The sequence below is a fragment of the Bacillus salacetis genome (assembly GCF_049177075.1).
Classification (GTDB): Bacteria; Bacillota; Bacilli; order Bacillales; family Bacillaceae_B; genus Rossellomorea; species Rossellomorea salacetis_A.
This window is the reverse complement of sequence record NZ_CP185377.1, coordinates 1164893-1189423: the sequence shown is the minus strand read 5'-3', so window position 1 is coordinate 1189423 and position 24531 is coordinate 1164893. Positions and strand designations below refer to the sequence as shown.

Annotated in this window: 26 protein-coding genes; 7 read left to right on the top strand and 19 right to left on the bottom strand. The window is 42.6% G+C overall.

The features are described 5' to 3' along the window. Positions 1-154: 154 nt before the first annotated feature. The 4 genes from ACOJQI_RS06030 to ACOJQI_RS06015 form a co-directional block, all read right to left on the bottom strand. Positions 155-445, bottom strand: a complete 291-nt coding sequence (locus tag ACOJQI_RS06030) for an AzlD domain-containing protein (RefSeq protein ID WP_421385401.1) — start codon at positions 443-445, stop codon at positions 155-157. A 13-nt stretch (positions 446-458) separates the two neighbouring features. After that, positions 459-1187: an AzlC family ABC transporter permease gene (locus tag ACOJQI_RS06025; RefSeq protein WP_421384110.1), complete on the bottom strand. Its 729-nt coding sequence runs from the start codon at positions 1185-1187 to the stop codon at positions 459-461. 108 nt (positions 1188-1295) lie between these two features. Further along, entirely contained in the window at positions 1296-1463 is a 168-nt protein-coding gene (locus tag ACOJQI_RS06020; protein WP_421384109.1) for a hypothetical protein, read from the bottom strand. Positions 1464-1672: 209 nt separating this feature from the next. Continuing rightward, positions 1673-2428 (bottom strand): YdcF family protein, encoded by a 756-nt coding sequence (locus ACOJQI_RS06015; RefSeq protein ID WP_421384108.1) that lies wholly within the window; start codon positions 2426-2428, stop codon positions 1673-1675. A 180-nt stretch (positions 2429-2608) separates the two neighbouring features. Here ACOJQI_RS06015 and ACOJQI_RS06010 point away from each other — a divergent pair, with 180 nt between their 5' ends. After that, positions 2609-2839 (top strand): hypothetical protein, encoded by a 231-nt coding sequence (locus tag ACOJQI_RS06010; protein ID WP_421384107.1) that lies wholly within the window; start codon positions 2609-2611, stop codon positions 2837-2839. A 38-nt stretch (positions 2840-2877) separates the two neighbouring features. Here the strand turns inward: ACOJQI_RS06010 and ACOJQI_RS06005 are convergent, their stop codons facing one another. The 5 genes from ACOJQI_RS06005 to ACOJQI_RS05985 form a co-directional block, all read right to left on the bottom strand. Continuing rightward, positions 2878-3654: an enoyl-CoA hydratase-related protein gene (locus tag ACOJQI_RS06005; RefSeq protein WP_421384106.1), complete on the bottom strand. Its 777-nt coding sequence runs from the start codon at positions 3652-3654 to the stop codon at positions 2878-2880. 131 nt (positions 3655-3785) lie between these two features. After that, positions 3786-5339 (bottom strand): fatty acid--CoA ligase family protein, encoded by a 1554-nt coding sequence (locus tag ACOJQI_RS06000; RefSeq protein WP_421384105.1) that lies wholly within the window; start codon positions 5337-5339, stop codon positions 3786-3788. A 268-nt stretch (positions 5340-5607) separates the two neighbouring features. Further along, positions 5608-5748 (bottom strand): hypothetical protein, encoded by a 141-nt coding sequence (locus tag ACOJQI_RS05995; protein WP_421384104.1) that lies wholly within the window; start codon positions 5746-5748, stop codon positions 5608-5610. 97 nt (positions 5749-5845) lie between these two features. Next, entirely contained in the window at positions 5846-6832 is a 987-nt protein-coding gene (locus ACOJQI_RS05990; RefSeq protein ID WP_421384103.1) for a lipoate--protein ligase, read from the bottom strand. Positions 6833-6846: 14 nt separating this feature from the next. After that, positions 6847-7581: an MBL fold metallo-hydrolase gene (locus ACOJQI_RS05985; protein WP_421384102.1), complete on the bottom strand. Its 735-nt coding sequence runs from the start codon at positions 7579-7581 to the stop codon at positions 6847-6849. A gap of 201 nt (positions 7582-7782) precedes the next feature. Between ACOJQI_RS05985 and yhfH the strand changes: the two genes are divergently transcribed. Then, the gene (gene yhfH / locus ACOJQI_RS05980) at positions 7783-7917 is read left to right on the top strand and encodes a protein YhfH (RefSeq protein ID WP_421384101.1); all 135 of its coding nucleotides are present in this window, start codon (positions 7783-7785) and stop codon (positions 7915-7917) included. Between the two features lie 192 nt (positions 7918-8109). On the opposite strand, the gene ACOJQI_RS05975 is transcribed toward yhfH, so the two are convergent. The 6 genes from ACOJQI_RS05975 to ACOJQI_RS05950 form a co-directional block, all read right to left on the bottom strand. Continuing rightward, on the bottom strand, positions 8110-8451 hold the full coding sequence (locus tag ACOJQI_RS05975; protein WP_421384100.1) for a nuclear transport factor 2 family protein: 342 nt from the start codon (positions 8449-8451) through the stop codon (positions 8110-8112). 21 nt (positions 8452-8472) lie between these two features. Next, positions 8473-8838, bottom strand: coding sequence for a hypothetical protein (locus tag ACOJQI_RS05970; RefSeq protein ID WP_421384099.1), 366 nt, complete (start codon positions 8836-8838; stop codon positions 8473-8475). 67 nt (positions 8839-8905) lie between these two features. After that, entirely contained in the window at positions 8906-9883 is a 978-nt protein-coding gene (locus ACOJQI_RS05965; RefSeq protein ID WP_421384098.1) for a phosphotransferase enzyme family protein, read from the bottom strand. 253 nt (positions 9884-10136) lie between these two features. After that, positions 10137-11144: a DUF3231 family protein gene (locus ACOJQI_RS05960; RefSeq protein WP_421384097.1), complete on the bottom strand. Its 1008-nt coding sequence runs from the start codon at positions 11142-11144 to the stop codon at positions 10137-10139. A gap of 143 nt (positions 11145-11287) precedes the next feature. Further along, positions 11288-13489: a YhgE/Pip family protein gene (locus tag ACOJQI_RS05955; protein ID WP_421384096.1), complete on the bottom strand. Its 2202-nt coding sequence runs from the start codon at positions 13487-13489 to the stop codon at positions 11288-11290. Between the two features lie 70 nt (positions 13490-13559). Continuing rightward, positions 13560-14135, bottom strand: coding sequence for a TetR/AcrR family transcriptional regulator (locus ACOJQI_RS05950; protein WP_421384095.1), 576 nt, complete (start codon positions 14133-14135; stop codon positions 13560-13562). Positions 14136-15032: 897 nt separating this feature from the next. Between ACOJQI_RS05950 and qoxA the strand changes: the two genes are divergently transcribed. The 4 genes from qoxA to qoxD are packed head-to-tail and all read left to right on the top strand — an operon-like array spanning position 15033 to position 18904. After that, on the top strand, positions 15033-16040 hold the full coding sequence (qoxA, locus tag ACOJQI_RS05945; RefSeq protein WP_421384094.1) for a cytochrome aa3 quinol oxidase subunit II: 1008 nt from the start codon (positions 15033-15035) through the stop codon (positions 16038-16040). Further along, complete coding sequence (qoxB, locus tag ACOJQI_RS05940) at positions 16030-18006, top strand: cytochrome aa3 quinol oxidase subunit I (RefSeq protein WP_421384093.1); 1977 nt, start codon at positions 16030-16032, stop codon at positions 18004-18006. The genes qoxA and qoxB overlap by 11 nt, the downstream gene beginning before the upstream one ends. Beyond that, the gene (gene qoxC, locus ACOJQI_RS05935; RefSeq protein ID WP_421384092.1) at positions 17996-18601 is read left to right on the top strand and encodes a cytochrome aa3 quinol oxidase subunit III; all 606 of its coding nucleotides are present in this window, start codon (positions 17996-17998) and stop codon (positions 18599-18601) included. The genes qoxB and qoxC overlap by 11 nt, the downstream gene beginning before the upstream one ends. Further along, positions 18602-18904: a cytochrome aa3 quinol oxidase subunit IV gene (gene qoxD / locus ACOJQI_RS05930; protein ID WP_421384091.1), complete on the top strand. Its 303-nt coding sequence runs from the start codon at positions 18602-18604 to the stop codon at positions 18902-18904. Positions 18905-18962: 58 nt separating this feature from the next. Here the strand turns inward: qoxD and ACOJQI_RS05925 are convergent, their stop codons facing one another. The 4 genes from ACOJQI_RS05925 to hemE all read right to left on the bottom strand — a co-directional run bounded on the left by ACOJQI_RS05925 (position 18963) and on the right by hemE (position 23170). After that, the gene (locus ACOJQI_RS05925) at positions 18963-19214 is read right to left on the bottom strand and encodes a hypothetical protein (RefSeq protein WP_421384090.1); all 252 of its coding nucleotides are present in this window, start codon (positions 19212-19214) and stop codon (positions 18963-18965) included. 503 nt (positions 19215-19717) lie between these two features. Further along, positions 19718-21118: a protoporphyrinogen oxidase gene (gene hemY / locus ACOJQI_RS05920; protein WP_421384089.1), complete on the bottom strand. Its 1401-nt coding sequence runs from the start codon at positions 21116-21118 to the stop codon at positions 19718-19720. 33 nt (positions 21119-21151) lie between these two features. Then, entirely contained in the window at positions 21152-22081 is a 930-nt protein-coding gene (hemH, locus tag ACOJQI_RS05915; protein ID WP_421384088.1) for a ferrochelatase, read from the bottom strand. Positions 22082-22126: 45 nt separating this feature from the next. Continuing rightward, positions 22127-23170, bottom strand: a complete 1044-nt coding sequence (hemE, locus tag ACOJQI_RS05910; RefSeq protein ID WP_421384087.1) for a uroporphyrinogen decarboxylase — start codon at positions 23168-23170, stop codon at positions 22127-22129. Positions 23171-23510: 340 nt separating this feature from the next. On the opposite strand from hemE, the gene ACOJQI_RS05905 reads away from it, so the two are divergent. Then, positions 23511-24023 (top strand): antibiotic biosynthesis monooxygenase family protein, encoded by a 513-nt coding sequence (locus ACOJQI_RS05905; protein ID WP_421384086.1) that lies wholly within the window; start codon positions 23511-23513, stop codon positions 24021-24023. The last annotated feature ends 508 nt before the right edge of the window (positions 24024-24531 follow it).

Here is a 24531-nt window from a genome sequence, read left to right as displayed (position 1 = left end):
TCCTCCTTTCATTCCTCTATACTATATGTAATGACATGTCCCAATAAATAGAACAGGCACTTTCAGAATTTCCGTTCACATCTCTATGTTGTATTTTACCACTTTATAACAAAGCTATTAAAAAAACAAAAAGGGAGGAATCGAAATTCTCCCCCTACATGAACAACAGCGAATATACAGAGAGCACGGCAATTGCCCCCAAAACAACCACAATCACATTGGCCCCCAGATAAGCCAGCAGGAATGCAGCCGCTGCACCTGCAGCCCCAAACCAGATATCACCCTCTTGAATGAGAAGGATTTTCGGAAAGATCAATGCTCCCAATACCGCGAACGGGACATTTTTCAGAACACCCTGTAAAAATGGAGGAAGCTCCTTCCCCTGGAACGTAACGAGAGGGACAAGTCTCGGGATGTAAGTAACAGCAGCCATCCCGACAATCATAATCAGAATCGTCTCATTCACTTAACGTCTCCCCCTTCTTTCTCTTGCTTGCCACAAACTCTACAAGAACTGCCGAGATTACCGTAGCAATCATAATCGCCCAGCCTTCGGAAATATTGGTCGTGAAAAGAAATACACTATTTAAGGCTGCTGCCGTTCCAGCAAGATAAACGACTTTGACACTTTTTTTCATGGACGGGACGAGCAGGCCAACGAACATGGCATATAAGGCTACGCCCATGCTCACCTGCAGGAACTGGGGAAGAATCTGTCCGATGACATAGCCGAGGCCGGAATTCACGACCCAGCTGAGATATGAAATAAGGATCACCCCAAAAGCAAAGGATGTTCTCACCTTTCCATCTTTAACGGAAATAACAGTAAAGGTTTCATCTGTTATGCCAAAAGAATAAATTGCTTTTATCCATCCCTTCTCTTTCTCTAGTTTCTCGTTCAGGGATGCGGACATCAGGAAATGGCGGATGTTCACAATGAACGTTGTGAGGATGATTTCAAATACACCTGTTCCAATTGCTATCAAACTCAAGGAGATATACTGCGCCGCGCCGGCAAACACAAGGAGACTCATCAAGACCGTCTCATAAAGTGTCAGCCCGGTTGTCCTGGCCAATAGACCAAAGGTAAGGGCAACAGGAAAATAGCCGACGGCAATACTGATCCCCGCCTGCAGCCCAACCCGGAATTCACCGCCGGGTTTTCTTGTATTGATTAACGCTTCCACTTTCAATCCCACCCCATTTATGTAAAATATATCAATTTCTGAAGTAAATAATTTCATTATATTATAGCGGTGAAGATTTTAGTATACAAGAATAATTGTTAAATATTTTTAAATATTTTGCTGGAGTATGAGAATCGTCCATTGCCCAAATAACCGGTAATCACTTTTACGGGCCGGCATCCACTTTCTCATTGGCCCTGTAACTCCCTTTACGGGCCAATACCCCTCCGATTCTTCCTTCTCATTGGCCCGGTAACTGCCTTTACGGGCCAGCATCCCTCCGAATCCTCTTTCTCATTGGCCCGGTAACTCCTTTTTCGGGCCAGCACCCCCACGTATCTTCTTTCTCATTGGCCCGGTAACTCCTTTTTCGGGCCAGCACCCCCACGTATCTTCTTTCTCATTGGCCCGGTAACTCCTTTAATGGACCATTAGAAGCCCTTATACCGTGAGAAGCCAGCCAATCATCAAAGCATTTTAAAGTATCAAGAACTTTCAGCTTCTTCATCAAATACAACCGCCTTCACAACCCCAAAATATTCTCGGATCATGTAATTGATTTTGATAAAGAAATCTGACTCTCCTCCGATTCCATAGCAATCCATCCCGATCTTTTCTGCAGTCAGCTTGGCCCGGAATACATGATAATCGCTGGTAACAATCAAGATAGGGCTGTCAGCCGCACCTTCCTTCTCCAGGATCCGCTTGGAATTCCGAAGATTTTCAAAGGTGGTCGTCGATTGGTTCTCTTCTGTTATCCGCTCTGCCGAAATACCACGGGAAACGAGATAGCTGGACATCGCGGTTGATTCGGGAATATCTTCCCCCTCTCCCTGACCGCCGGATACAATGACTTGAGTATCAGGGTTTTCTTGAAGATAATTCAGCCCTGCCTCCAGCCTGTTTTCAAGTGTCTCTGAAATCTCCTCTCCCTTCAGTCCGGCTCCAAGGATGACAGCATAATCAATGTTTTCAGGTGCAGGATTGTCCATCTCAACTAGAAGCAGCAATTGCACCGCCGCAAAAGACACAAGAAATAAGCCATAACCTGCAAGAAGTATTCTATGAATGCTCCTCCACACCCTGTCTCTGGTTAATGGAAGAGAATAGTATAAAAAGGCAGCAAGAAGAAGATTCAGCAGGATGAAGACAATTCCAAAAGTCACCCCGAATAATGCCGCAAAGATCAGGAATATCAAAGCGGAGGCTGCGCAAATAGATAAAAATGGTTTTAGTTTCATGAACTACATCCTCATTCTAAAATTATCTTTATTTTCCCATCATTTGGTCCTATATAATGAAAGCTTCACCAGACATAATCCTTAAAATATATAATTCTAGGAATAACTGTAGAAACGGCTCAGAAGCGAATGGTAAAATGGACCCAGCAAAATACCTCTACATAAAATGGATGGTGTTGTATGAAAGAGATTTCTAGTATATACAAGTGTGAAAACTGCCAGCGTATTCTGCCATGGATGTATCCTCTTTCTCCATTTGTCGACTCACCTTCATTCGCGGTATTCAGTCTGACTACCGGTCCTCAGCAGGTAGATCTTGTTGAAAAAATGAATGACTATACTTACAGGTTTCGATTATTTTGTAATCTCTGCGGATATACGAACATCTTCACCTATGAAATTGAAAACTAAAAGAAGCATATCAATACGGATATGCTTCTTTTTCCATCTTATTTCCCTTTAAACTGAGGCTTTCTCTTCTCCCCAAAGGCAACCAGGGCTTCCACTCGGTCTTCAGTGGGAATGGTGATTTCATATGCCTTTCTTTCAATTTGCAATCCTGTTTGCAGGTCTGTATTCATTCCATTCTTGATGGCAAACTTGGCTTGCTGAAGGGCAACCGGTCCATTGGACAGCATTTCATCTGCAAAAGCAATAACTTCTTCCATAAACGATTCGGCAGCTGCTGTTTTCGTCAGCATACCGATTTGCAAAGCTTCCTCCGATTTAAGTCGTTTAGCTGTAAGGATAAGCTCCATTGCTTTGGACTCTCCTATCAGTCTCGGAAGGCGCTGCGTACCTCCCGCCCCCGGTATGATAGCCAGACTTGTCTCCGTCAGTCCCATTAAGGTACCGCTCACAGCAATCCTGAAATCACATGCAAGGGCAAGCTCCATGCCTCCCCCGAATGCGTAGCCGTTCATTGCCGCTATTGTAGGCTGGGGAAGAGTAGAGACCGAATTGAACACATCTCCTATCTTGTTCACATTTCTTCTTACCTGCTGTTCCGTCAAAGTTTTCCGTTCTTTCAGGTCAGCTCCTACGCTGAATGCTTTCTCTCCCGCCCCTGTAAATACCACCACTCTGATGTCTGGATTAATCCGAATGGATTCCACTACTTTCTCCAGCTCTGCCAAAGTGTCATAGTTAAATGCATTCATGGCATCCGGCCTGTTGATTGTAACGATTGCAAGGTGTTCCCGCTGTTCCAGCAAGATTGTGTCCATATATGTATCCCCCTTATCGATATTATGAGTAAAACGCTTCCATTATCTCTTTCGACAAAAGCTGTAAAAAACCTTTTACAAAAAAGAGCTCATCTCCGAAAGCGGATGCTTACGGAAACAAGCCCATTTTTTCAAGACTGTACGACTTGCTGTTTCAATGCTCTGCGAAGGATTTTCCCTGTCGTGTTTTTAGGAAGCTCTTCCAAAAATTCAATTGAATTCGGAAGCTTGTATTTAGCCAGATGTTCGCTGCAATAAGCAGTCAATTCCTGCTCAGTCAATTCACTGTCCTTTTTCACAACAAAACACTTTACGGCTTCTCCCATTTCAGGGTCTGGAACACCTATAACGGCCACTTCCACTACTGCGGGGTGGCTGTATAATACTTCTTCCACTTCGCGGGGATACACGTTATAGCCGCCGACAAGAATCATATCTTTCTTGCGGTCGACAATGGTGAAATATCCCTCTTCATCCATCCTGGCCAAATCGCCTGTATAAAGCCAGCCGTCACGAATGGCAGCATCCGTTTCTTCAGGCATTTTGTAATAGCCTTTCATTACGTTAGGGCCTTTCACAGTAAGTTCGCCAACTTCTCCGACCGGCACTTCTTCTCCCAGCTCATTTACAACCTTATTTTCAACATTGACAATGGACGTACCGATGGAACCTGCCTTCCTTGGACGGTCAAGCGGATTGAAGCAAGTGACAGGCGCTGCCTCGGACAAACCGTATCCTTCGGAAATCATCACATTGAATTTTTTTTCAAAGTTTTTCAAAAGAGCTACCGGTAGTGATGCCCCGCCTGAAATACATAATCTTAAAGAAGAAAAGTCTTCAGGGTTGCCTTCCTCATACTGATATAGGAAGTTATACATTGTCGGAACACCAGCAAATACAGTCGGTTCGTATTCTTTTGCCAATTTAAAAATTTCCTGTGGACTGAATCTTGGGGTGATTAACAGTGTCGCGCCCATCATCAGTGGAGCATTCAGGACGACCGTCAAACAGAACACATGGAACATCGGCAGTGTCGTGATGACCTTGTCATCTTCATTCATCTTGAGATATTCCCCAGTATCCCTTGCATTAGAATAAAGATTTTTGTGAGACAACATAGCCCCCTTCGGCTTACCTGTCGTACCTGAGGTATATAGAATCACAGCTGTCTCGTCTTCATTTAACTCAGGTCCCTTGAATGTAACATCCCCGGATCCCACAACCTGTGAAAACGATTTCAATTTAGGGTATGCTGAAAGCTGTTCAGGCTGAATGCCTTTAGCTCTTTCATCCCCTGATTCACAATAGATAAAATGCTCGACTTCAGGCAGATGGTGATGCATCTTTTCAACCAGCGGCAGGATGATATCCAGTGTTACAACTGCTTTGACATCTCCATTTTTCATGATATACCCTATTTCATCCGGTGTATAAATTGGATTGATAGGTATGACCGTGGCACCAACTCTCATCGCTCCGTATAAGGCAATGATGAAGTGAGGTGAATTCCCCAGTACAAGTGCAATATGATCCCCTTTGCCCAAACCAAGTTTTTCAAGCCCGCTGGCAAACTTGTTAACTGCGCCATTCAATTCCCCATATGTACTGGACTGCCCCATAAAGTGGTATGCAGGCTTCATAGCATGAACCTTTGCCGACTCTTCTAATCGTAATGAAAGATTCACGTTCTCCCTCCCCTTTTCAAATTATGAATGAATAGTCATTCATCTAAAAATTATAAGTTTTCAAAATATATTTTATATAAAGAAAACAATTAATTCAAGCTCTCTCCTTCTATTTAAGCAAATAAAACACATAAATTGTCGATTAAGCTTCTTCGTTTCTCTCCTAATCGTGCCCCTTCAGCTGGTTTTCCCTATATTCTCTCCATAAAAAAAACGTAAGGACTGATATCAGTCCTTACGTACTTTTGTTTTTCTTGGCATTTATTATTTAGAAGAAATTCTTGACTACCTGTTCTTCACGTCCGCAAACTGTACACTTGTATTGGATTTCAAGTGCATCCTCTACTGCTTCATGAATCGTTTCTTTTTTGTCATTTTCACAATATCTTTTGACCTGAGCTTTTTCCATTTGAATTCACCACTTTCTTCAAATCTGCTCTCTACCTATGTTTTAACCATAAGCACCACGAATTAACCTGATTTGCAGAAAAAATCCAAACGGATGATTAATAAACTAGGTTCACAATATCCTCTTTTGTGACATTCCCAAAGTAGTGTTGAATCTCTACCGCTTCAAGTGCATGTTCGACCTCAGCTTTTTCATATTTCAAACCAATGAGTTTGTTCTCGATATCACTGACATCACCGACACCAAAGAAGTCACCATAGATTTTGCAATTTTCAATGACCCCTTTATTGACTTCAAGCCTGATATCAATGGATCCGACAGGGAAACGATGAGAATGCTGCAGATTGAACTTTGGCGATCTTCCATAGTTCCATTCCCAATTTTGATATCTTTGCTGAGACAACTCGTTGATATTTTTCCAATCTTCTTCTGTCAGGACATATTCTTCCACTTCATTCTCATCGAAAATATAACGAAGCAGCATGGAACGGAATTCTGTTATGGAAATTTTCTCTTCAAGGAACTCCGCGATATTGGCAACACGGCTGCGGATCGATTTAATCCCCTTGGATTCAATCTTGTCCTTTCTGACTTTCAGTGCAGAAACAACATTCTCGATTTCGGAATCGAACAGCAGTGTTCCATGGCTGAACATTCTTCCTTTTGTTGAAAACTGTGCATTCCCGGAAATCTTCCGGCCCTCTGCTTCAATATCGTTTCGTCCGCTTAGTTCGGCATTCACACCTAATTTTTTCAGAGCCTTGATGACCGGCTCCGTGAATTTTTGGAAGTTATGAAAACTCTCTCCGTCATCCTTTGTAATGAAGCTGAAGTTAAGGTTGCCGAGGTCATGATATACCGCACCTCCACCGGACAGGCGTCGGACCACATGAAGTTTTTGCGCTTCCACGTATTCTGTATTGATTTCTTCTATTGTATTTTGATTTTTTCCGATGATGATGGATGGCTCATTGATATAGAACAGTAAATATGTTTCGTTGATATCCAGATTTTTAAGAGCATATTCTTCAATTGCCAAGTTGATCCTTGGATCGGTGATGCCTTTATTATCAATAAATTTCATAAGATGTATCCTCCTTAAATCATTAACTGTAGATTTTTTTCAGCGAGAATGATCTCCCCATTATAGATACCGCCTGCTTCTTTTACAAGATTATTCAAATCACCGTAGTGCGGAAGGTGCGTGAGAACGAGCTTCTTGACACCTGCAGCTTTAGCGATTCTGCCGCTGTCAAGGCTGTTCATATGGCCTGCACCGCTTCCATCCATGTCCCCGTAAAAATTACATTCACAAAGAAAAATGTCAGCATCCTTAGAAAACGGAATGAAAGATTCCTGGTATGCAGAGTCAGCTGTATAGATGAGGACTTTGCCGCCTGCTTCAATTCTCATGGCATAGCATGGTACAGGATGCTTGGTCTTTAAAAAAGTGATGCTGAAAGGACCGACATTCAAAGGAGCACCCGGATTATAGGCCGTTCCTTTCATCAAATCTTTATATGTAAGTGACTCAAATCCCTGCTTGTCTTCATTATGGGCATAAAAAGGGAGGGATTTATTATATTTGCCCAGGTATTTCTGTATTAGCAGAGCATGCTGAAGGACGCCGATATCTGCTGTGTGGTCAGGATGATAATGAGACAAAATTGCTGCATCAAGGTCATATGCTTCAATATGTTCCTGCAAGAACGATAATACTCCGCTGCCGCAGTCAATCAGTAATTTAAACCCCTGCTCCTCGAGGAGATATCCGGAACTGGCTTCATTCTTCTTTGGATAGCCGCCCCAGTGGCCGATAACTGTCAATTTCAAAGAACTCTCTCCTTTCATTTTCTTTACGTGAGAATGATTTTCACCCTATCACCACTATACTTCAATACGCCTATTTTTTCATTATTTTAAGATTTAGATACAAAATCGATTGACTAAATCTTGACTGTTATAATACAATATAGAAAATAAGTTAATCAGTTATATAACAAAGGGGTATACTAAAATTGGAGGGTGATCAACATGTTAACAAATGTGATGGAATTTTTCAGAAACTTACCTAAGAAGCAGTGTGTACAATGCGGCGAGCATATCGAAGAGCAGCACGAGTGCTACGGCAACCATTGCGATAACTGTCTCACTGACCATGAATTATAAGCACAAAAGCGCAAGCGCCTGGATCAGCCCCGACAGGCATAAGACGAGCCGGCGGGAAGGTTGCTCTTTAACCTTCTTGACGGATCGGCTTATGACCCGAGGGGCTAGGCGCTGGAGCTGGATGCAGAAACATAGTTTCCTAGTATTAAAAAAAGCTGAAGCGAATGCCGCTTCAGCTTTTTATCTTGTAAATTAAGACACAAACCAGACTTTATTTATTTTATCTTCACTAATTTCATACATCGCTACAGCATAGACCTCATTGCCGTTTGCCCTGCCTGTTACATATTCATGGTCGATTGCAACGTTTCCTTTTGTAATGCGGCTTAGAAGTTCTGCATGATTATCGGGGTTCTCTTGGAACATCCGGGTGTACCTCTTCCTCATTTCACTCAGTCCCTGGTACATCACTCTATTCGATGGAAACTCCATGACTGTTACATCTTCACTGTAACAGTCCAAAAAAGCCTCTATATCCTGCGCATTATATGAATCAAGCTGTCTTTGCGCCAGCTCTTCTGCTTTATTGCTCATAATAAAACCCTCCCTTCTCATCTACTCTTCTACCTGTCTATAGACCGATTGGAACATCAGGCCGCTTACATACAAGGCATCCTTTTCACTCAATCCCTCTACACGATAGACCTTTATTCCGAACAGCCAATCATCGATCCCTGCTTCACTGCCAACCTTACCGATCAATTCTCCCATGTCTCCCTCTTCTTGAGCAAACTCTTCATACAGATCCACATCTGCTGCATACGTTTTTCCTTCATATATTACTGAAGAGCTTGTCATCTCATAGAGGCTTAAGTTGACAAAACGGTAGTATGACCAGCCAGCCAACAAAATAATCAATAAAATTAAACCGAGGAGAATCCGTGCAATAGAAATTTCATCTTTCCATTTCTTATTAACCATTAACCTTCGCCTTCCAATATGCCATGCTTATTTTGTGTTGTGTAAAGCATTTCACTCTTCTCTCCCGTTATCTTTGAGCCTGGCTGCTATGCAAAGAGTTGAAACCCTCTTCATAAAAGTTCAATTTTCTTTCCAGCTTGGTTATTAATTCGTTCACCCATTCAGGCTGTTCAGGGTCCAACCTGACATCCAGGGTACCAAGCAGTCCCTTATAAGTGATAAGATTATGCAAACGCAGGAACATCGGTAAATTGTCGATTTCCTGATCTGATAAAGCAGACGCCTTTCGGTACCCTTCTAAGAAAAGAGCGAATTTCTTGCCTTGCAAATCTATACCGTCTTCAAATAAATCCCTTAATGCAAAAGCCACATCAGCTGCATACCAGCCTGTCAAACCGCTTTCAAAATCAATAATCTGCGGTATATCTCCATTCCATATCACATTATCCAATTCCAAATCAAAATGAAGGGCACCATAAGATTCAGAGTTTTTCTGCAGCCCGCTCAACCAGCCGCGTAAATAATTTTCTTCCTGATGAGCTGATTTTGGCAGGACATCCACATGTGCTTCTAATAGGTTTTCCAATCTGAGAGAGTCTGTATTCAACCTCGCTCTCCTGGAAACAGAGTGGATACTGCCGAGGGCTTTCCCCCAGGCAGTCATCCTTGAATTACTAATCCCGCCTATTTCAATTTGTTCTCCCTCAAAATAATTAAATACAACTGCTTGAAAATCTCCTAATTCAGTATTGATTACTTCAATCAAATGGCCGTTCACGGACGGAACAGGCATATTGACTGTTAATCCGTTAGTCGACAGCACGGCTAGAAAATCCATCTCCCTCTTCAACTTGCTTTGATTCTCACCTGGTGTCAACCTTAAGATAAACGATTGATTTTCACTTTGAAATTTAAAAATGAAATTGCTGCTGACTCTTAAGAACTGCTCTGACCCCTCATTATAATTCCATAAAGAAAGTGCAGCTTTTACCCATTCCTTACAGGAAGAGTGCAGGAAATCACGCATAATAGAAATTTTCATCATAATCATATTCCTCCTGAATTATTCCAGAACGAAAGATGTCAGGATTGCCGGTCCCATAGGAAAAGGCTGCCGTAAACACGACAGCCTCCACCAGTAAGAATTTTTATTACTTCTGTATGAAAAAAGGGGCAATAAAGGATATCGGTTTTCTTTCGTTTAAATGGATTTGTTTCCGTACCACAATATCACTCCTTCCTGGTTAATTTTCCTAACATGAATATTTTACATGATTAGTAATTTTCTGTAAACAACCTTATTTCTGCTTTCTCAGCTTATCTCTATCCAGAGTTTGAGGAGGTTTTTCAAACCATCCGTTCCGAATCATGATTTTAGATCCCTCGTCGGCAAACTTTCCAAGATTGAGGATCAATGTTTCATAAAGCAAGGCAATATCCTTTCTCATCGAAGATGCAAGAGCCATTCCATAATCACCTAACCCAATGGCATTCAATGCAGAGATTTGGAACATCATAAGCTTGTCAGAAAAAGGACTCTCAGTTGATGAGGTAATCGTTGAGTCCCATGTCGACGGATAGGAAGCATCATTTGCTTTTAAACAGTTGATAAATTTCTCATTATGCTTCCGGGAAGCATCATATCCCCTTTTAAAATAATCTGCTATCTCTTTGGACTCCGCTACCTGGCTGAAGCCGAGAAGGAGAGTTTTCGCCACATTGGAAACTTCTATGTTTGTACCAAGATGGGCGACTTCCATAGCAAGCAGCGGCCGCTTCTTACCAAAGACTCCCCCCATAAAGTCTGTTTCCTTTACATATTCAACCCTTTCAGGATAAGCCATATAAGGTGAACGGATGAACACACCTTTTTCAAGCATGATTTCACAAGCCATTTCAAATAATTGATCAGATTGCTGCAGCCAGGTGCTGTAGAGCTTCCTCACATCCTTCCTGGCCAAAACTCCTTTTGCAAGTGAATAGGCGTTTAATCCACTTCTACCCACATGATGTATGTACCTTAAATAAGTGATGTCGGAAAATAGCTTCGGTGCCTCTGAATTGACGTCATTGCGCCCAAAACCGTCTGGTACAGGCAGTCCCTCGCTTATAAAGAGCTCCCGAATCACTTCAATATGCTCTTTGGCAATATCAGAAGCATATTTAATAACAGGGTCAACACCTTTATCCTCTGTTGTTTTTAAAAAGTGATGTAAAATACAGTAAGCCATCGTGTCCGCCATATATGTATTCCAGAGCATGGCAATCTCTGAAGAAGTAAGATTTGTATGATGCTTGATTTCCATAGGTCACCTCATCCAAACTCTTAGTAGCCTTTATTATTATGACCATGTATCCTTTTAAAATGTAAAAACATTTCCAAATTCGTTTTTATGTATAAAAAGAGCTGTTCCGGCAATGAAACCGAAACAGCTCAAGTTCGTTATGGTTATGATGTAGTCATTTCATTGTTATAAGTCTTTTTGAAGTAACCTGAAAAGTAAATAGCAGTCAGGCCAGCAAAGGCTGCGAAATACAAGCAAAGGATACCTGCATTCAGCCACATGAATTCAAAGTCACCACTGGAGATTACTGCTTTAAAAGCTGCAACAGAATAGGTCATTGGCAGCAGTGCACTGATAGGCTGCAATGGTGCAGGAATCAATTCAAGCGGAAATGTTCCGGCACTTGTTGTCAGCTGCAGAATCAAGATGATGATGGCAATAAATCTCCCTGGATCTCCAAGGATCGTCACCAAGGCCTGAACCAAGGCAATAAAGGTCAAACTTGCTGCAATTGATACAGCAATAAAGAACGGAACGCTTTGGACTTCGATCCCCAGCCCAAGCAGCAAGATACTATCTGCTAATAAGGACTGAATAATACCAAAGACAATCAATACAGCCAATTTCCCTCTGAACCATGCAAAACCAGAAGCAGGGATAATCGCAGGTTCTCTCAAAGGATAGACAATCGATATCAAGAGTGCACCGACAAACAATCCAAGAGAAAGGAAGTAAGGTGCAAAACCGGTACCATAGTTTGGAACGTGATTGACAGCGTCTTTCTCCACTTTAACAGGCTCTGCCATCATATCAGAGGTTTCATCTGTCGCCTCAAATGAATTGGCCTGCTCTTCAGCATTTTTCATTTCTTCACTGAATTCAGTGGTACCATCATAAAGTGATTTCGTACCTTCCTCCAGTTCCGATGAACCTTCAGCAAGGTCCTGCGAGCCTTGGGCCAATTGACCAGACCCATCTTGAAGTTTGGTTAGCCCTGATTGCAGATCGGATTCACCTGCAGCAATCTGGGTTGAACCACTCGCTGCGGATGCCAGCCCTTTATTTGCTTCAGAGAATTTAGTTAGGAATTCAGAATGACCCTCAGTTAAGGTTTCCATTCCGTCAGCAAGATCCCCGGCCCCCGCTCTTAAATCTGAAAGAGCAGTACTGAATTCGGCGTTACCCTCACTGAGCCCCTTCAGTCCGTCTTGAAGTTTTGCAGCACCGTTTTGTAAATCTGAAGCTCCGGCTGAGAGACCAGATGTTCCTGTTTCAAGTCTACTGCTGCCCTCTTGCAGTTGTGCCAGCAGGGTATCCAGCTGTGCTCGCTGCTCCTCGGGCATTGACTCCAATACCGGTGTAAGCGCCTGGTCAAGAGCCATGATACCTTTATTAAGGTTGACAGCTCCTGAATGAGCTTCAGACGCACCTTCTTCCAGGGATCCAGCTCCTGAAGCTACACTGCCCGCTCCATCCTTCAATGCATTTGTGCTGGACTGGATTTTTTCAAAACCGGCTGCTGCTTGATCCGTACCGGCTGATAACCGGCTTGAACCAGATGCGGCATCTGCGGAACCATTCTGGAGCTTTTCTGCTCCTTGGTACAGCTGGCTGTATCCTTCCGACAATTTATTCAATCCTTGGGACAACTCTTTTGTTTTGTCAGCCAGCTTATCAGCACCACTTTTGACCTCAGACAAACCATTATCGAATTCTATATTCTTCTCTGCCAATAGTGTCAGGTTTTCCTTAAGTTCAGCTGCGCCATTGGATACCTTGCCTGTTCCATCCTTCAGTTTGGCTGCCGCTTCACTAGCATCAGTAAAGCCCTGACCCATTTTATCAATACTTTCAAACATTGTTTCGGCATATGTTTCAGTTACGGTTTTTGACAAACTCGCTTTGATTTCCTTGACAGCTGTGTCGCCTATTTGAGCTGATAGAAAGTTGAAGCCTTCATTAGGTACATATTTTAAAGACAGTTTTTCAGGGTGTTCATCTAAAAGGGTCGTTGCATTTTTGGAAAAGGAATCAGGAATTTCAACTAACATGTAGTACTCCTGCCCCTGAAGGTCATCATAGCCTTCTTCTTTGTCTACAAATTGGAAGTTGAACGTATCGCTGTCCCTCAGTTTCTTGACAAGGTCATCACCCAGTTTGATTTCCTCTCCTTCAAGGACCGCTCCACTGTCATTGTTCACTATAGCTACCGGCAAATCCTTCAACTGGCTATATGGATCCCAGAAAGCCCATAGGAACATGCCGCTGTATAAAATCGGAATGAACATCACAGCAAGAATCGGTATGAGCAGTTTCCTATTTTTCATGATACTCTTCAATTCTGCTAAAAATAATGATTTCTTCATCTTTATCCTCCTGTTAATTGAATAAGTGACTATTTTGGACATTTGGTCATTTTGAACCAAAAAGAAAGAATTATCTTGGAGATAATCCCTGGAATAAATAAAGTTCAAAAAGTTTTGCAATTTCGTCCTTGTCAAGCGGTTTGTGCCTTTGTTCCCAATCAAAAATAAGTGAAACATAAAGCTGCAGCATGATAAAGGCCGTAAGTTCAGGGTCGCAGGCCTTAATTTCCCCTTTTTCAACCGCCTCGATAATTTTCACTTTAATATACGACAAAATCGCTTCTTCAAGCCTTTTTCTTACCTCAATCACAGCAGGAGTTCCCATCTCCTGCTCTTCCTGAAACAGCTTGATTGTCAATTGGTGCTCTTTTCGAAACTCCAATATTCTGAACAAGGCTGCATTCACATTTTCATAAAAAGAGTTGGCTGGTTCAATTACTTCCTCTGCAGCATCTTTCATCTCTTTTATCAATGAAGAAATAATCTCATCAAACAGCTCTTCCTTGTTCTTAAAAAAGTTATAAATCGTCCCTTTCCCTACATTGGCAAGCTTTGATACTTGATCCATTGTTGTAGCTTTATACCCAAATAAAGAAAAGGATTTTGTTGCAGCTTCTATTATTAATGTCTTTCGATCAACGGCCATCCACTCACCCTTTGACTATGTGACCAAAAATGAATTTCAGTCATATTTGATTCATATATACAATAGCATATCCTGTTCTGAATGACAACTACCTTCTAACAACCCTTTAATCTGATCCTTTAAAAATAATCTCAAAAAGAAAATTCTAATTTCACTTGAAATGATTCCGAGTCACTAAAATGTGGCGCGTTCTTCATGTAATACACCATAATATCATGAAGGATACAGAATGTTGGTCTATTCCTCAGAGTAATGCACCACAATATCATGCGGGATAGGGAATGTTGGTCTATTCCTTAGAGTAATGCACCTGAATATTATGAGGCATACAGAAATTTGGTCTATTCCTTAGAGTAATACACCAGGATATCATGCTACATATAGAAATTTGGTCTATTCCTCGAAGTAATGCACCAGGATATCATGCTACATATAGTAATTTGGTCTATTCCTCAGAGTAATACACCATAATATCATGGAGGATACAGGATTTTGGTCTATTCCTGGAGTGCAACCTTGTTTGTAATCAAAGCACTATTTCACAAACCCTCATTAGAAATTGTTCCCCGTATTATTCTAAACTCATAATCATCGTCTTCAGATTTACCCTCCCTTTAAACGTTCGAATTCTTGTCACAGTTTTACTCAGGCTTGAAATTCCTTATTATATCAAGGGTTCAAGCGGCATCCTCTTCCTGTCTTCCCGATTGTAAAAATCAACCTTCCCTTTTTTGTAACAAATTGAACGGGCCACCTGTGATATTATTCACTTACTAGAAGACGCGAGTGTGATTTGCGCTCTTCTGACACACATTAAATTTTTTTCGATAAGTTTGTGAAGTACTGAGCAAATTTTGAACAATTTGTGACATTTATAAAAGAAGGTGAGGAACAGAGATGAAATCACTAAAGCCTTTACTGATATTTCTTCCATTATCATTAGTGCTTTTCTTAAGTGGCTGCGAAACGAATATGGTTGTTTTCGAACCCCAGGGGCCGGTCGCAAGGTCCATCACGGATCTGATTAACTGGTCACTTATCTGGATGTTAATTGTAGTAGTATTCGTTTTTGCATTGTTCGCTTATATCATCTGGAAGTACAGAGAGAAACCTGAAAATCAGGATTACGAGCCGCCTGAAGAACACGGCAGCACACTGCTCGAGGTTATCTGGACAGGCATCCCGATCCTTATCGTCATCGCCTTGACGATTCCTACCGTCAAAACACTTTATGCGCTTGAAGAGGTTCCACAATCTCTTGAAGAAAAAGAACCGATTACGATTCACGTAACAGCAGCAGATTGGAAATGGATATTCAGTTATCCTGAAGAAGGAATCGAGACAGTCAACTACGTCAATATTCCTGAGGATACGCCGGTACTGTTCAAGCTTACTTCAGCAAGCACCATGCAATCTTTCTGGGTGCCTGCACTTGGCGGTCAAAAATATGCCATGGCCAAAATGGAAACAGAACTTTATCTTGCTGCCGATAATCCTGGTTCCTATATGGGGAAAAACTCTAACTTCAATGGACGCGGTTATGCAGAAATGGAATTTGAAGTCTTAGCCCAAACTCAATCAGACTATGACGAGTGGGTCCAGGAAGTAAAAGACACTGCTCCTAAATTGACAGAAGACAAATATGAAGAGCTTTTAGAGCCTACTCACTTAGGCAGAATGACATTCAATAACACACATCTTGCGTGGGTGAACCATGCTGATATGGATTCCAAAACGTACACGAACCCTGAATTATACCGCTACCACGGATACCAGGGAAAAACGTTTGAAGAAGAAGATAACTATAAAAACGCTGATGAATCTGAGGATGAAAATGAAGATTCTCACGGCGAACATGAAACAGATGAACACGACTCTGACGGAGGTGAACACCATGGGCATTAAATGGGATGAATTTTTCGTAACAGGAGACCCCCTTATCTTAGGAGCCCAGATCTCCATTGCACTGACAATGATCGGTATCGTTTTTGGTGTTACCTATTTAAAGAAATGGACCTGGTTGTGGAGAGAATGGATCACAACCGTTGACCATAAACGTATTGGGATTATGTATATTATCTCAGCAGTTCTGATGTTTTTCCGCGGCGGGATTGACGGCCTCCTGATGAAGGCACAGACATCCAGACCCGAAATGGAATTTCTGAACTCACAGCACTACAATGAAATTTTCACAACACATGGCGTTATCATGATTCTATTCATGGCGATGCCTTTCCTGATCGGTTTAATGAACGTAGTTGTCCCGCTTCAAATCGGGGCACGCGATGTAGCATTCCCGCAACTGAACGCACTGAGTTTCTGGCTTTTCTTTGCAGGTGCGATGCTGTTCAACCTCTCATTCGTTATCGGTGGTTCTCCCGATGCTGGTTGGACATCGTACTTCCCGCTCGCTGGTAAAGAGTTCAGCCCGGGTATAGCCAATAACTACTACGCAGTCGCCCTTCAGATTGCCGGTATCGGTACCTTGATGACAGGGATCAACTTTATCGTAACGATCTTGAAGATGAGAACAAAAGGCATGGGATTAATGAAAATGCCGATGTTCTCTTGGACAACGCTGATCACGTCAGTTATTATTGTCGCTGCATTCCCAATCTTCACGGTTGCATTGGCGCTTATGACAACTGACCGTATTTTCGGTACCCATTTCTTCACTGTATCAGGCGGAGGAATGGATATGCTTTGGGCCAACCTCTTCTGGTTATGGGGACACCCTGAAGTATATATTGTAGCCTTGCCTGCTTTCGGTATTTTCTCTGAAGTCATTGCTACATTCTCACGCAAGTCACTATTCGGTTACAAATCAATGGTGTATGCGATTGTCGGTATTGCCATATTGAGTATGGTCGTATGGGTCCACCACTTCTATACAATGGGCTCTGGTCCTGCGGTTAACTCATTCTTCTCGATAACTACTATGATGATTGCAGTTCCGACTGGTGTTAAGATCTTTAACTGGCTGTTCACGATGAGAAAAGGCCGTATCAAGATGACGACCGCCATGCTTTGGGCATTGGCCTTCATTCCGACCTTTACTATTGGTGGAGTAACCGGGGTCATGCTTGCTATGGGTGCGGCAGATTACCAATACCATAATACATTGTTCCTGGTAGCTCACTTCCACTATGTATTGATACCTGGTGTTGTATATGCTGTATTTGCCGGATTGTACTACTGGTGGCCAAAAATGTTCGGCCACATGCTGAACGAAAAGTTAGGAAAATGGCACTTCTGGTTATTCAATATCGGATTCAACGTAACATTCATGCCTATGTTCTTCCTGGGACTTAAAGGTGCGGTACGCCGTTCTTATACGTTCTCAGCTGAATCAGGATTCTCTGAATTATTCTTGGTATCTGCCCTTGGATCGATCATCCTTGCAGCAGGTTTCGCGGTGTTCTGCTATAACATTTATTGGAGCATCCGCTACGCAGACCGAAATATCTCAAGTGATCCTTGGGATGCAAGAACACTGGAGTGGGCAACCTCATCACCAGTTCAATATTACAACTTTGCAAAACAACCTGAAGTTAAAACGATTGATGCATTCTGGCATATGAAAAAGAATAATGAAGGCTTGACACTAAGTGACTCAGAAATCAAGAAAATCCACATGCCAAGCAACTCAGGCTTGCCGTTCATCATGTGTGTATTCTTCGGAATCGCAGGATTCTTCCTTGTATTTGAGTGGCAGATCGCAACTATCATTGCTTCACTTGGTATCATCGCCGGATTGATTTACCGTTCGTTCGACTATAACGATGGATACTACATTCCTGTCGAAGAAATCAAAGAAGTTGAACGTTCTTGGAGAAACAAAAAAGGAGAGGTGAACAAACATGTCAGCTAAAGTCGATACATCCCTTCCTTTAGAGTATCAAACAGAGCAGAACCGCTTGAATATCCTTGGTTTCTGGATATTCCTTGGAGCTGAAATCGCCCTCTTCGCCACCTTGTTTGCTGTATATGGAGTGTTGAGCCACCGCTATGCCGGTGGTCCGACACACCAGGATATCTTCATGATCAAAGAAGTCATGATACAGACTGTATTGCTTTTGACATCCAGTTTCACATGCGGATTGGCCATCTTTGAAATGAGACGCGGCAACCTAAAAGGATTGATTACTTGGTTAGTCATAACTCTTGGACTTGGGGCAGGATTCCTGTTCATGGAGATCAGCGAGTTCATCCACTATGTACATGAAGGTGCCACCATTCAGACAAGTGCCTTCCTTTCCAGTCTGTTTGTACTGTTGGGAACACACGGTGCCCACGTAACATTCGGTATTTTCTGGGCAACGATGGTCATCATCCAGCTTGTTAAGCGGGGATTGACACCGGTAACAGCCCGCAAAGTTTTCATTATCGGGCTATACTGGCACTTCCTTGATGTTGTCTGGATCTTCATCTTCACATTCGTTTACTTGAAAGGATTGGTGATGTAAATGGAACAGAGTACAAAGAGCTATCCTATCAGCCATGTTGTCGGTTTTATCATGTCACTCGTCCTTACTTTTGTAGCAGCATGGGCTGCTTTAAAAACAAGCCTTTCATTCACAGTTGTGATGTGGGTCATTGGTACACTGGCAGTCGTTCAAGCCGGCCTTCAATTATTCATGTTCATGCACGTTAATGAAGGAGAAGACGGCAAAGTGCAGATTATCAATATTGTTTATGCAGTATTCTGTGCGGTCGTCATCGTTGTCGGTTCAATCTGGGTATTGACTTCTGGTCATGCTGCTCATTAATAAAACAACCAAAAGGGCTTGGAGAATTATTCTCCAAGCCCTTTTTTTGCATTTTAGATTAAATTCTATTTTTGATCATACCGCTCATTTCAGGTTTGCTTTTTCCAGTGAACTCCTCGATCAAAGGAAGGAAAATCATTGTACCGAAGATAAACATGAATCCTACCATCACACCGATTCCGATCGAAAGCATATAATCCTGGGTGACACCGCTTACAAAAAAGCTGTAAAAAGTAATCATTAATCCGATAGCCGTACCTGCAACAGATAACCATTTAACAGCTGCTAATATTTGTTGTTTGTTTCCCATCCGTTTCTCCCCCTTTATATTCTATTTTATGCATGTTCACAAATTTGTCAAATAAAATTCTAAAAAAATTCAAAAAGAGTTTTCTGACTACTATAAGGAAAGAAGGAGAGTCCCCTTGGACTACTTGTGAGGAGGTCTAAAGGACATCATAGGCGCGATTGGGTGGCGGTCATGTACTTGAGAGGAGTCCTAAAGTACATCATAGGTGAAATTGTGTGTCGGTCATGTACTTGAGAAGAGGTCTAAAGGACATCCAAGACCAAATTGGGTGGCGGTCATGTACTTGAGAAGAAGTCTAAAGGACATCATAAGTGGGATTGGGTGGCGGTCATGTACTTGAGAGGAGTCCTAAAGTACATCATAAGCGAAGACAAGTGGCGTTCATGTACTTGAGCAGGCCTCTAAAGTATTGTTTACAGCTGGGGATGCTTTTGAACCTACTAATATAGAAAAAAACACAAAAAAAAGCATGCACACTGATTTCCAGCGTGCATGCTTTTTCATTAAGCCAGATAGTCCAATACGTCCTGGACTGCTTTTTCGCCTTGATCGATACAATCAGGAAGGCCAAGCCCTTCAAAAGAACTGCCGGCGATGAATAATCCCGGGAGCTCCTTCTTTACATTTGCCTGCATATTTTCTAACCGGTCTTTATGGCCGACAGTGTACTGCGGCATTGCTTCTTTCCATCTTGAAACGATTGTAAATTCAGGTTCCATGGTGATGTCCATGATCTTGTTGAGATCCTGGAGGACAATCTTTTCAATCTGGCTGTCCGAAAGATCCACAACGGCCTCATCACCTGCCCTGCCAACATAGCAGCGAAGCAATACTTTTCCTTCAGGTGTAGAATGCGGCCATTTCTTGTGTGTCCATGTACAGGCTGTAATGGTATAGTCACTGTTACGTGATACAACAAAACCGGTGCCTTCGATATCCTTTTTGATTGCTTCCTTAGGAAACGCCATTGCAACAGTCGCTACCGAGGTTGCCGGAGTCGTTTTTAGATGATCAAAGAAATTGTACTGCGGGAACATGGATGGAATCGTCGGATGCGGAGTGGTCACCACGACACTGTCCGCCTCCAGCCTTTCCCCATTGTTCAGCAATAGAGAAAAACGGTCAGTCTCTTCTCTCTCAATCTGTTCCACTCGGACACCTTTTAAGATGGAGTCAGCATCAAGCTTCTCTTCGATGGCGTCCACCAAGGATTGCAATCCTCTTGTCAACGTAAGGAATATTCCTTTTTTCTTACCGCTTTTATTCTGTGGTGCAGGCGTCGTCTTTTTCATTCCAAGGATCAAGCTTCTATGTTTCTGCTCAACCTGGTAAAACTGAGGGAATGTTGACATCAGACTCAACTGATCGATATCCCCGGCATAAATTCCCGATAACAGAGGCTCGATTAAATTCTCAACAACCTCATCCCCAAGCCTTCTTCTGAAAAACTGGCCGAGAGATTGGTCACCCTTTACGTTTGACTTCGGTAATACAAAGTCAGCCGCAGCTCTTGCTTTGCCTTGCATTGAAAACAAACCTGTGGTAACAAAAGGTGCCATCTGTGTTGGAATCCCCATAACAGATCCGCCCGGCATTGGATGAAGTTCTTCATTCACAAGAACATAAGACTTTCCTGTCGAATTGTTGACCAGTTCATTGTCAATGCCAGCTTCTTTTGCAAGCCTGGCAGCACTTTTTTTCCTTTCAAGAAACGAGTCCGGTCCTCTTTCGATTACAAAACCGTCCCTTTTCACCGTCTGGATTTTGCCGCCAAGTCTATGGCTCGCCTCGATCAATTTAATGTCAAGTGGACGCCCGGTCTTCTCGGCTTCTTTTTGCAAATAATAAGCTGATGTTAATCCTGTAATTCCCCCGCCGATAATTACTACCTTTTGTTTCTCCACTGGTTCATCGCCTTCTTTTTATAGTTTTGGTACTTATTTAAGATGCTTCATTACAACAGTCGCCAGCGCATCAATGAACTCCGGCTTTGCATTAGGCATTTCAGGTCTGTAATAGCTTGCGCCTATCTCATCTGTTACGACTTTGCATTCATAGTCATTGTCGTAAAGGACTTCCAGGTGGTCTGCTACGAAACCGACAGGAATATACACAAATGTGTTATAACCTTTTTCTTTATGCAGATCTCTCGTCAAATCCTGGACATCCGGTCCGAGCCACGGGTCAGGTGTATTACCTTCACTCTGCCAGCCGACAGCATACTCCGTAATACCTGCGCCTTTTGCGATCAAATAAGCTGTTTCCTGAAGCTGATTTGGATAAGGGTCTCCATCTTTCAGGATTCTTTCCGGAAGGCTGTGTGCGGACACAATCAATACTGCACCGTTTCGTTCTTCTTCCGTCATCTTTTCATAAGTGTCTTTTACTTTTTTCACCCAGTAATCAATGAATTTTGGTTCGTCATACCAGCTTTCAACCGAAGTGATTTTCGGACCGCCGATTTTAGCCGCTTCTTCCTTCGCGCGACCGTTGTAAGATTTTACACTGAATGTAGAGAAGTGAGGTGCAAGAACAATCGAAACTGCTTCCTCAATTCCGTCTTCATTCATTTGCTGCACAGCATCTTCAACAAACGGTTCGATATGTTTAAGGCCAAGGTACATTTTAAATTCGACTTCATCCTGAATTTCGTTCAGACGCTCTTCAAGGGATTTCCCCTGGTCAAGTGTGATTTTAGCCAATGGCGAGATTCCGCCGATTGCTTCATAACGCTGGGTCAAATCTTCCAGCATTTCAGGAGAAGGTGTTCTTCCATGGCGTATATGCGTGTAATAACGTTCGATGTCCTCTTCTTTATAAGGAGTCCCATAAGCCATTACCAAGAGACCCATTTTCTTCTTTGCCATTTAATCATTCACCTCAATATATAAGTTCGTGTTGTATATAAAATGTTATCCTCTCAGTTTCCCGGAACTGTATTCATGAACAAAAGCCGTCAGCCTTTTCAGTGTTTCTGGCTTTACTGATGGGAATACCCCATGGCCGAGATTAAAAATATGGCCTGGATTCTCGATGCCCTGGTCAATGATTGCTTTTGCTTTTTCCTCGATGACTTCCCATGGAGCAAGCAGAATTGCCGGATCTAAGTTACCCATGACCGTCTTAGTAATTCCATTAGAGCGTGCTTCCTGAATCGGCAGCCTCCAGTCAAGGCCCACCACATCAATCGGAAGGTCATGCCATTCCATGGAAAGATGACTTGCGCCGACACCAAACATGATCAAAGGCACATTCTCTTTCTTCAATTCAGTGAAAATCTTTTCCATCGTCGGTTTGATGAAGGTCCTGTAATCCTGTACATTCAATGCACCTACCCACGAATCAAAGATTTGAAATGCCGAAGCACCTGCTTTGATCTGAGAGCGGCCATATGTAATCGTCATATCAGCCAGCTTGTCCATCAACGTGAACCATGCTTTCGGTTCCGCGTACATAAAGGCTTTTGTCTTATTATAGTTTTTCGAAGGACCGCCCTCTATCATATAGCTTGCCAATGTAAAAGGGGCACCCGCAAATCCGATTAACGGTACGGAAAGCTGCTCTTGAGTCAACAGCTTGATCGTGTCCAATACATAAGGTACATCACTTTCCGGGTCAATTTCCCCAAGTTTCTCTACATCCGCAAGTGATTGGATCGGATTATCAATAACTGGACCGATTCCTGTTTTGATATCCACATCCACCCCAATTGAAGGCAGAGGTGACATGATGTCTTTATAGAGAATGGCTGCATCCACATCATATTGTTCAACCGGCAAACGAGTCACGTAAGCACAAATTTCCGGCTGGTGCGTAATTTCAAACAGTGAGTACTTCTCTTTCAATTCCCTGTATTCAGGCTGTGAACGCCCGGCCTGTCTCATATACCAAACTGGTGTATAATCCGTCTTCTCACCTCTGGCAGCTTTTAAAAATGTGTCGTTCATCTTTTTCATATTTATATGTCCACCCTTCTGATTCCTCTATGTATCCCATTGTATTATATTATGGCTCAAGAATAAAAAATGAAGCAGTTATATTAACCTATCCGTTCATATATCCCGTTTTCACTATAGACTTTTCCACTATAAAAGTATAGTTAAGGGCTGTAAATGTCATAAATTTGCCGATTTTATTATGGCGGAATGTTCAAAATTGAATCACTGGATTTGCGGGCTTCCTTTGAAAGCGATATCATATAAGATAAAATACATATGTTTTACCCGCATCCGGGAGTTTACCTGTTGCGGCAAAGGGAAAAATAAAAATAATCTGTAGTGGCAGGAGTGAAACGAAATGTATGTTTATATGACAAGCGGAACACATGAATTTTTAAAAACATTGGAAGACAAACATTCCGATCAAACAATCATCCTGATGGATAATGCCGATACTTCCGTTCTCGTCCATGAAACTAAAGGAAAATCGGTCTTTCAGGAACCAAGAAGATATGAAGTCATCGACTCTACAGGTGACCTCAAAAGGCATGGATTTGTTGTCATCAACAATATCCCTGTTTCTGATGAAGGCCGCCCCATCTTTGAATACCGATTCAAGAACCGTGCTGGGCTGATTGAACAGGTCGACGGGTTCATAGCTATCAGGGTTCTCCGTCCAATCGACACGGATACTTATTCTATCCTCACCCAATGGGAAGATGAGCATGCCTTCAAGCAATGGCAGGATTCCCAGCAGTATGCAAAAGCTCATGAAAAAAGAGGTACTGAGGATGGCGTGGATGCTCAAAGAAACTTGTTCCCCCGTCCTTCCTTCGTAACGAAGTACAGCATAGCTGACGACGAAGAATAACCAAAAGGCCGTTCCGCTTTCAACTGCGGACCGGCCTTTTGTTTTTTTATGGACACAAAATTGTTTCCTTGTGGCTCAATTCGATAATAGGAGAGTTAAAAAGGGGAGTAGATCTCCGCTACAGCTGTACGACTCCGCGGGGCGGGCGGTGAGCGTCCTCGGCTGCGCCTGCGGGGTCTCACCTGTCCCGCTAGTCCCGCCGGAGGTCGCACAGCTTCCGCTCCAATCAACAAATGTATATTAATACACCACTGTGGTTCTTAACAACTATCCAGTCTTTCTTTTAACTCACACTATTTTTTTGGATTAAACCGTTTTTTCTTCCGGTGTTCTTGCTTAATCACCCTATTACACGGCTTGGGCCACTCTGTAATCCAGTGTTTCTCCTTTATTCACCCTACTACTCGGCTTTGGACCGCTCTATATTCCGGTGTTTCTCCTTTATTCACCCTACTACTCGGCTTCGGACGACTCTATAATCCGGCGTTTACCTCTTAATCACCCTACT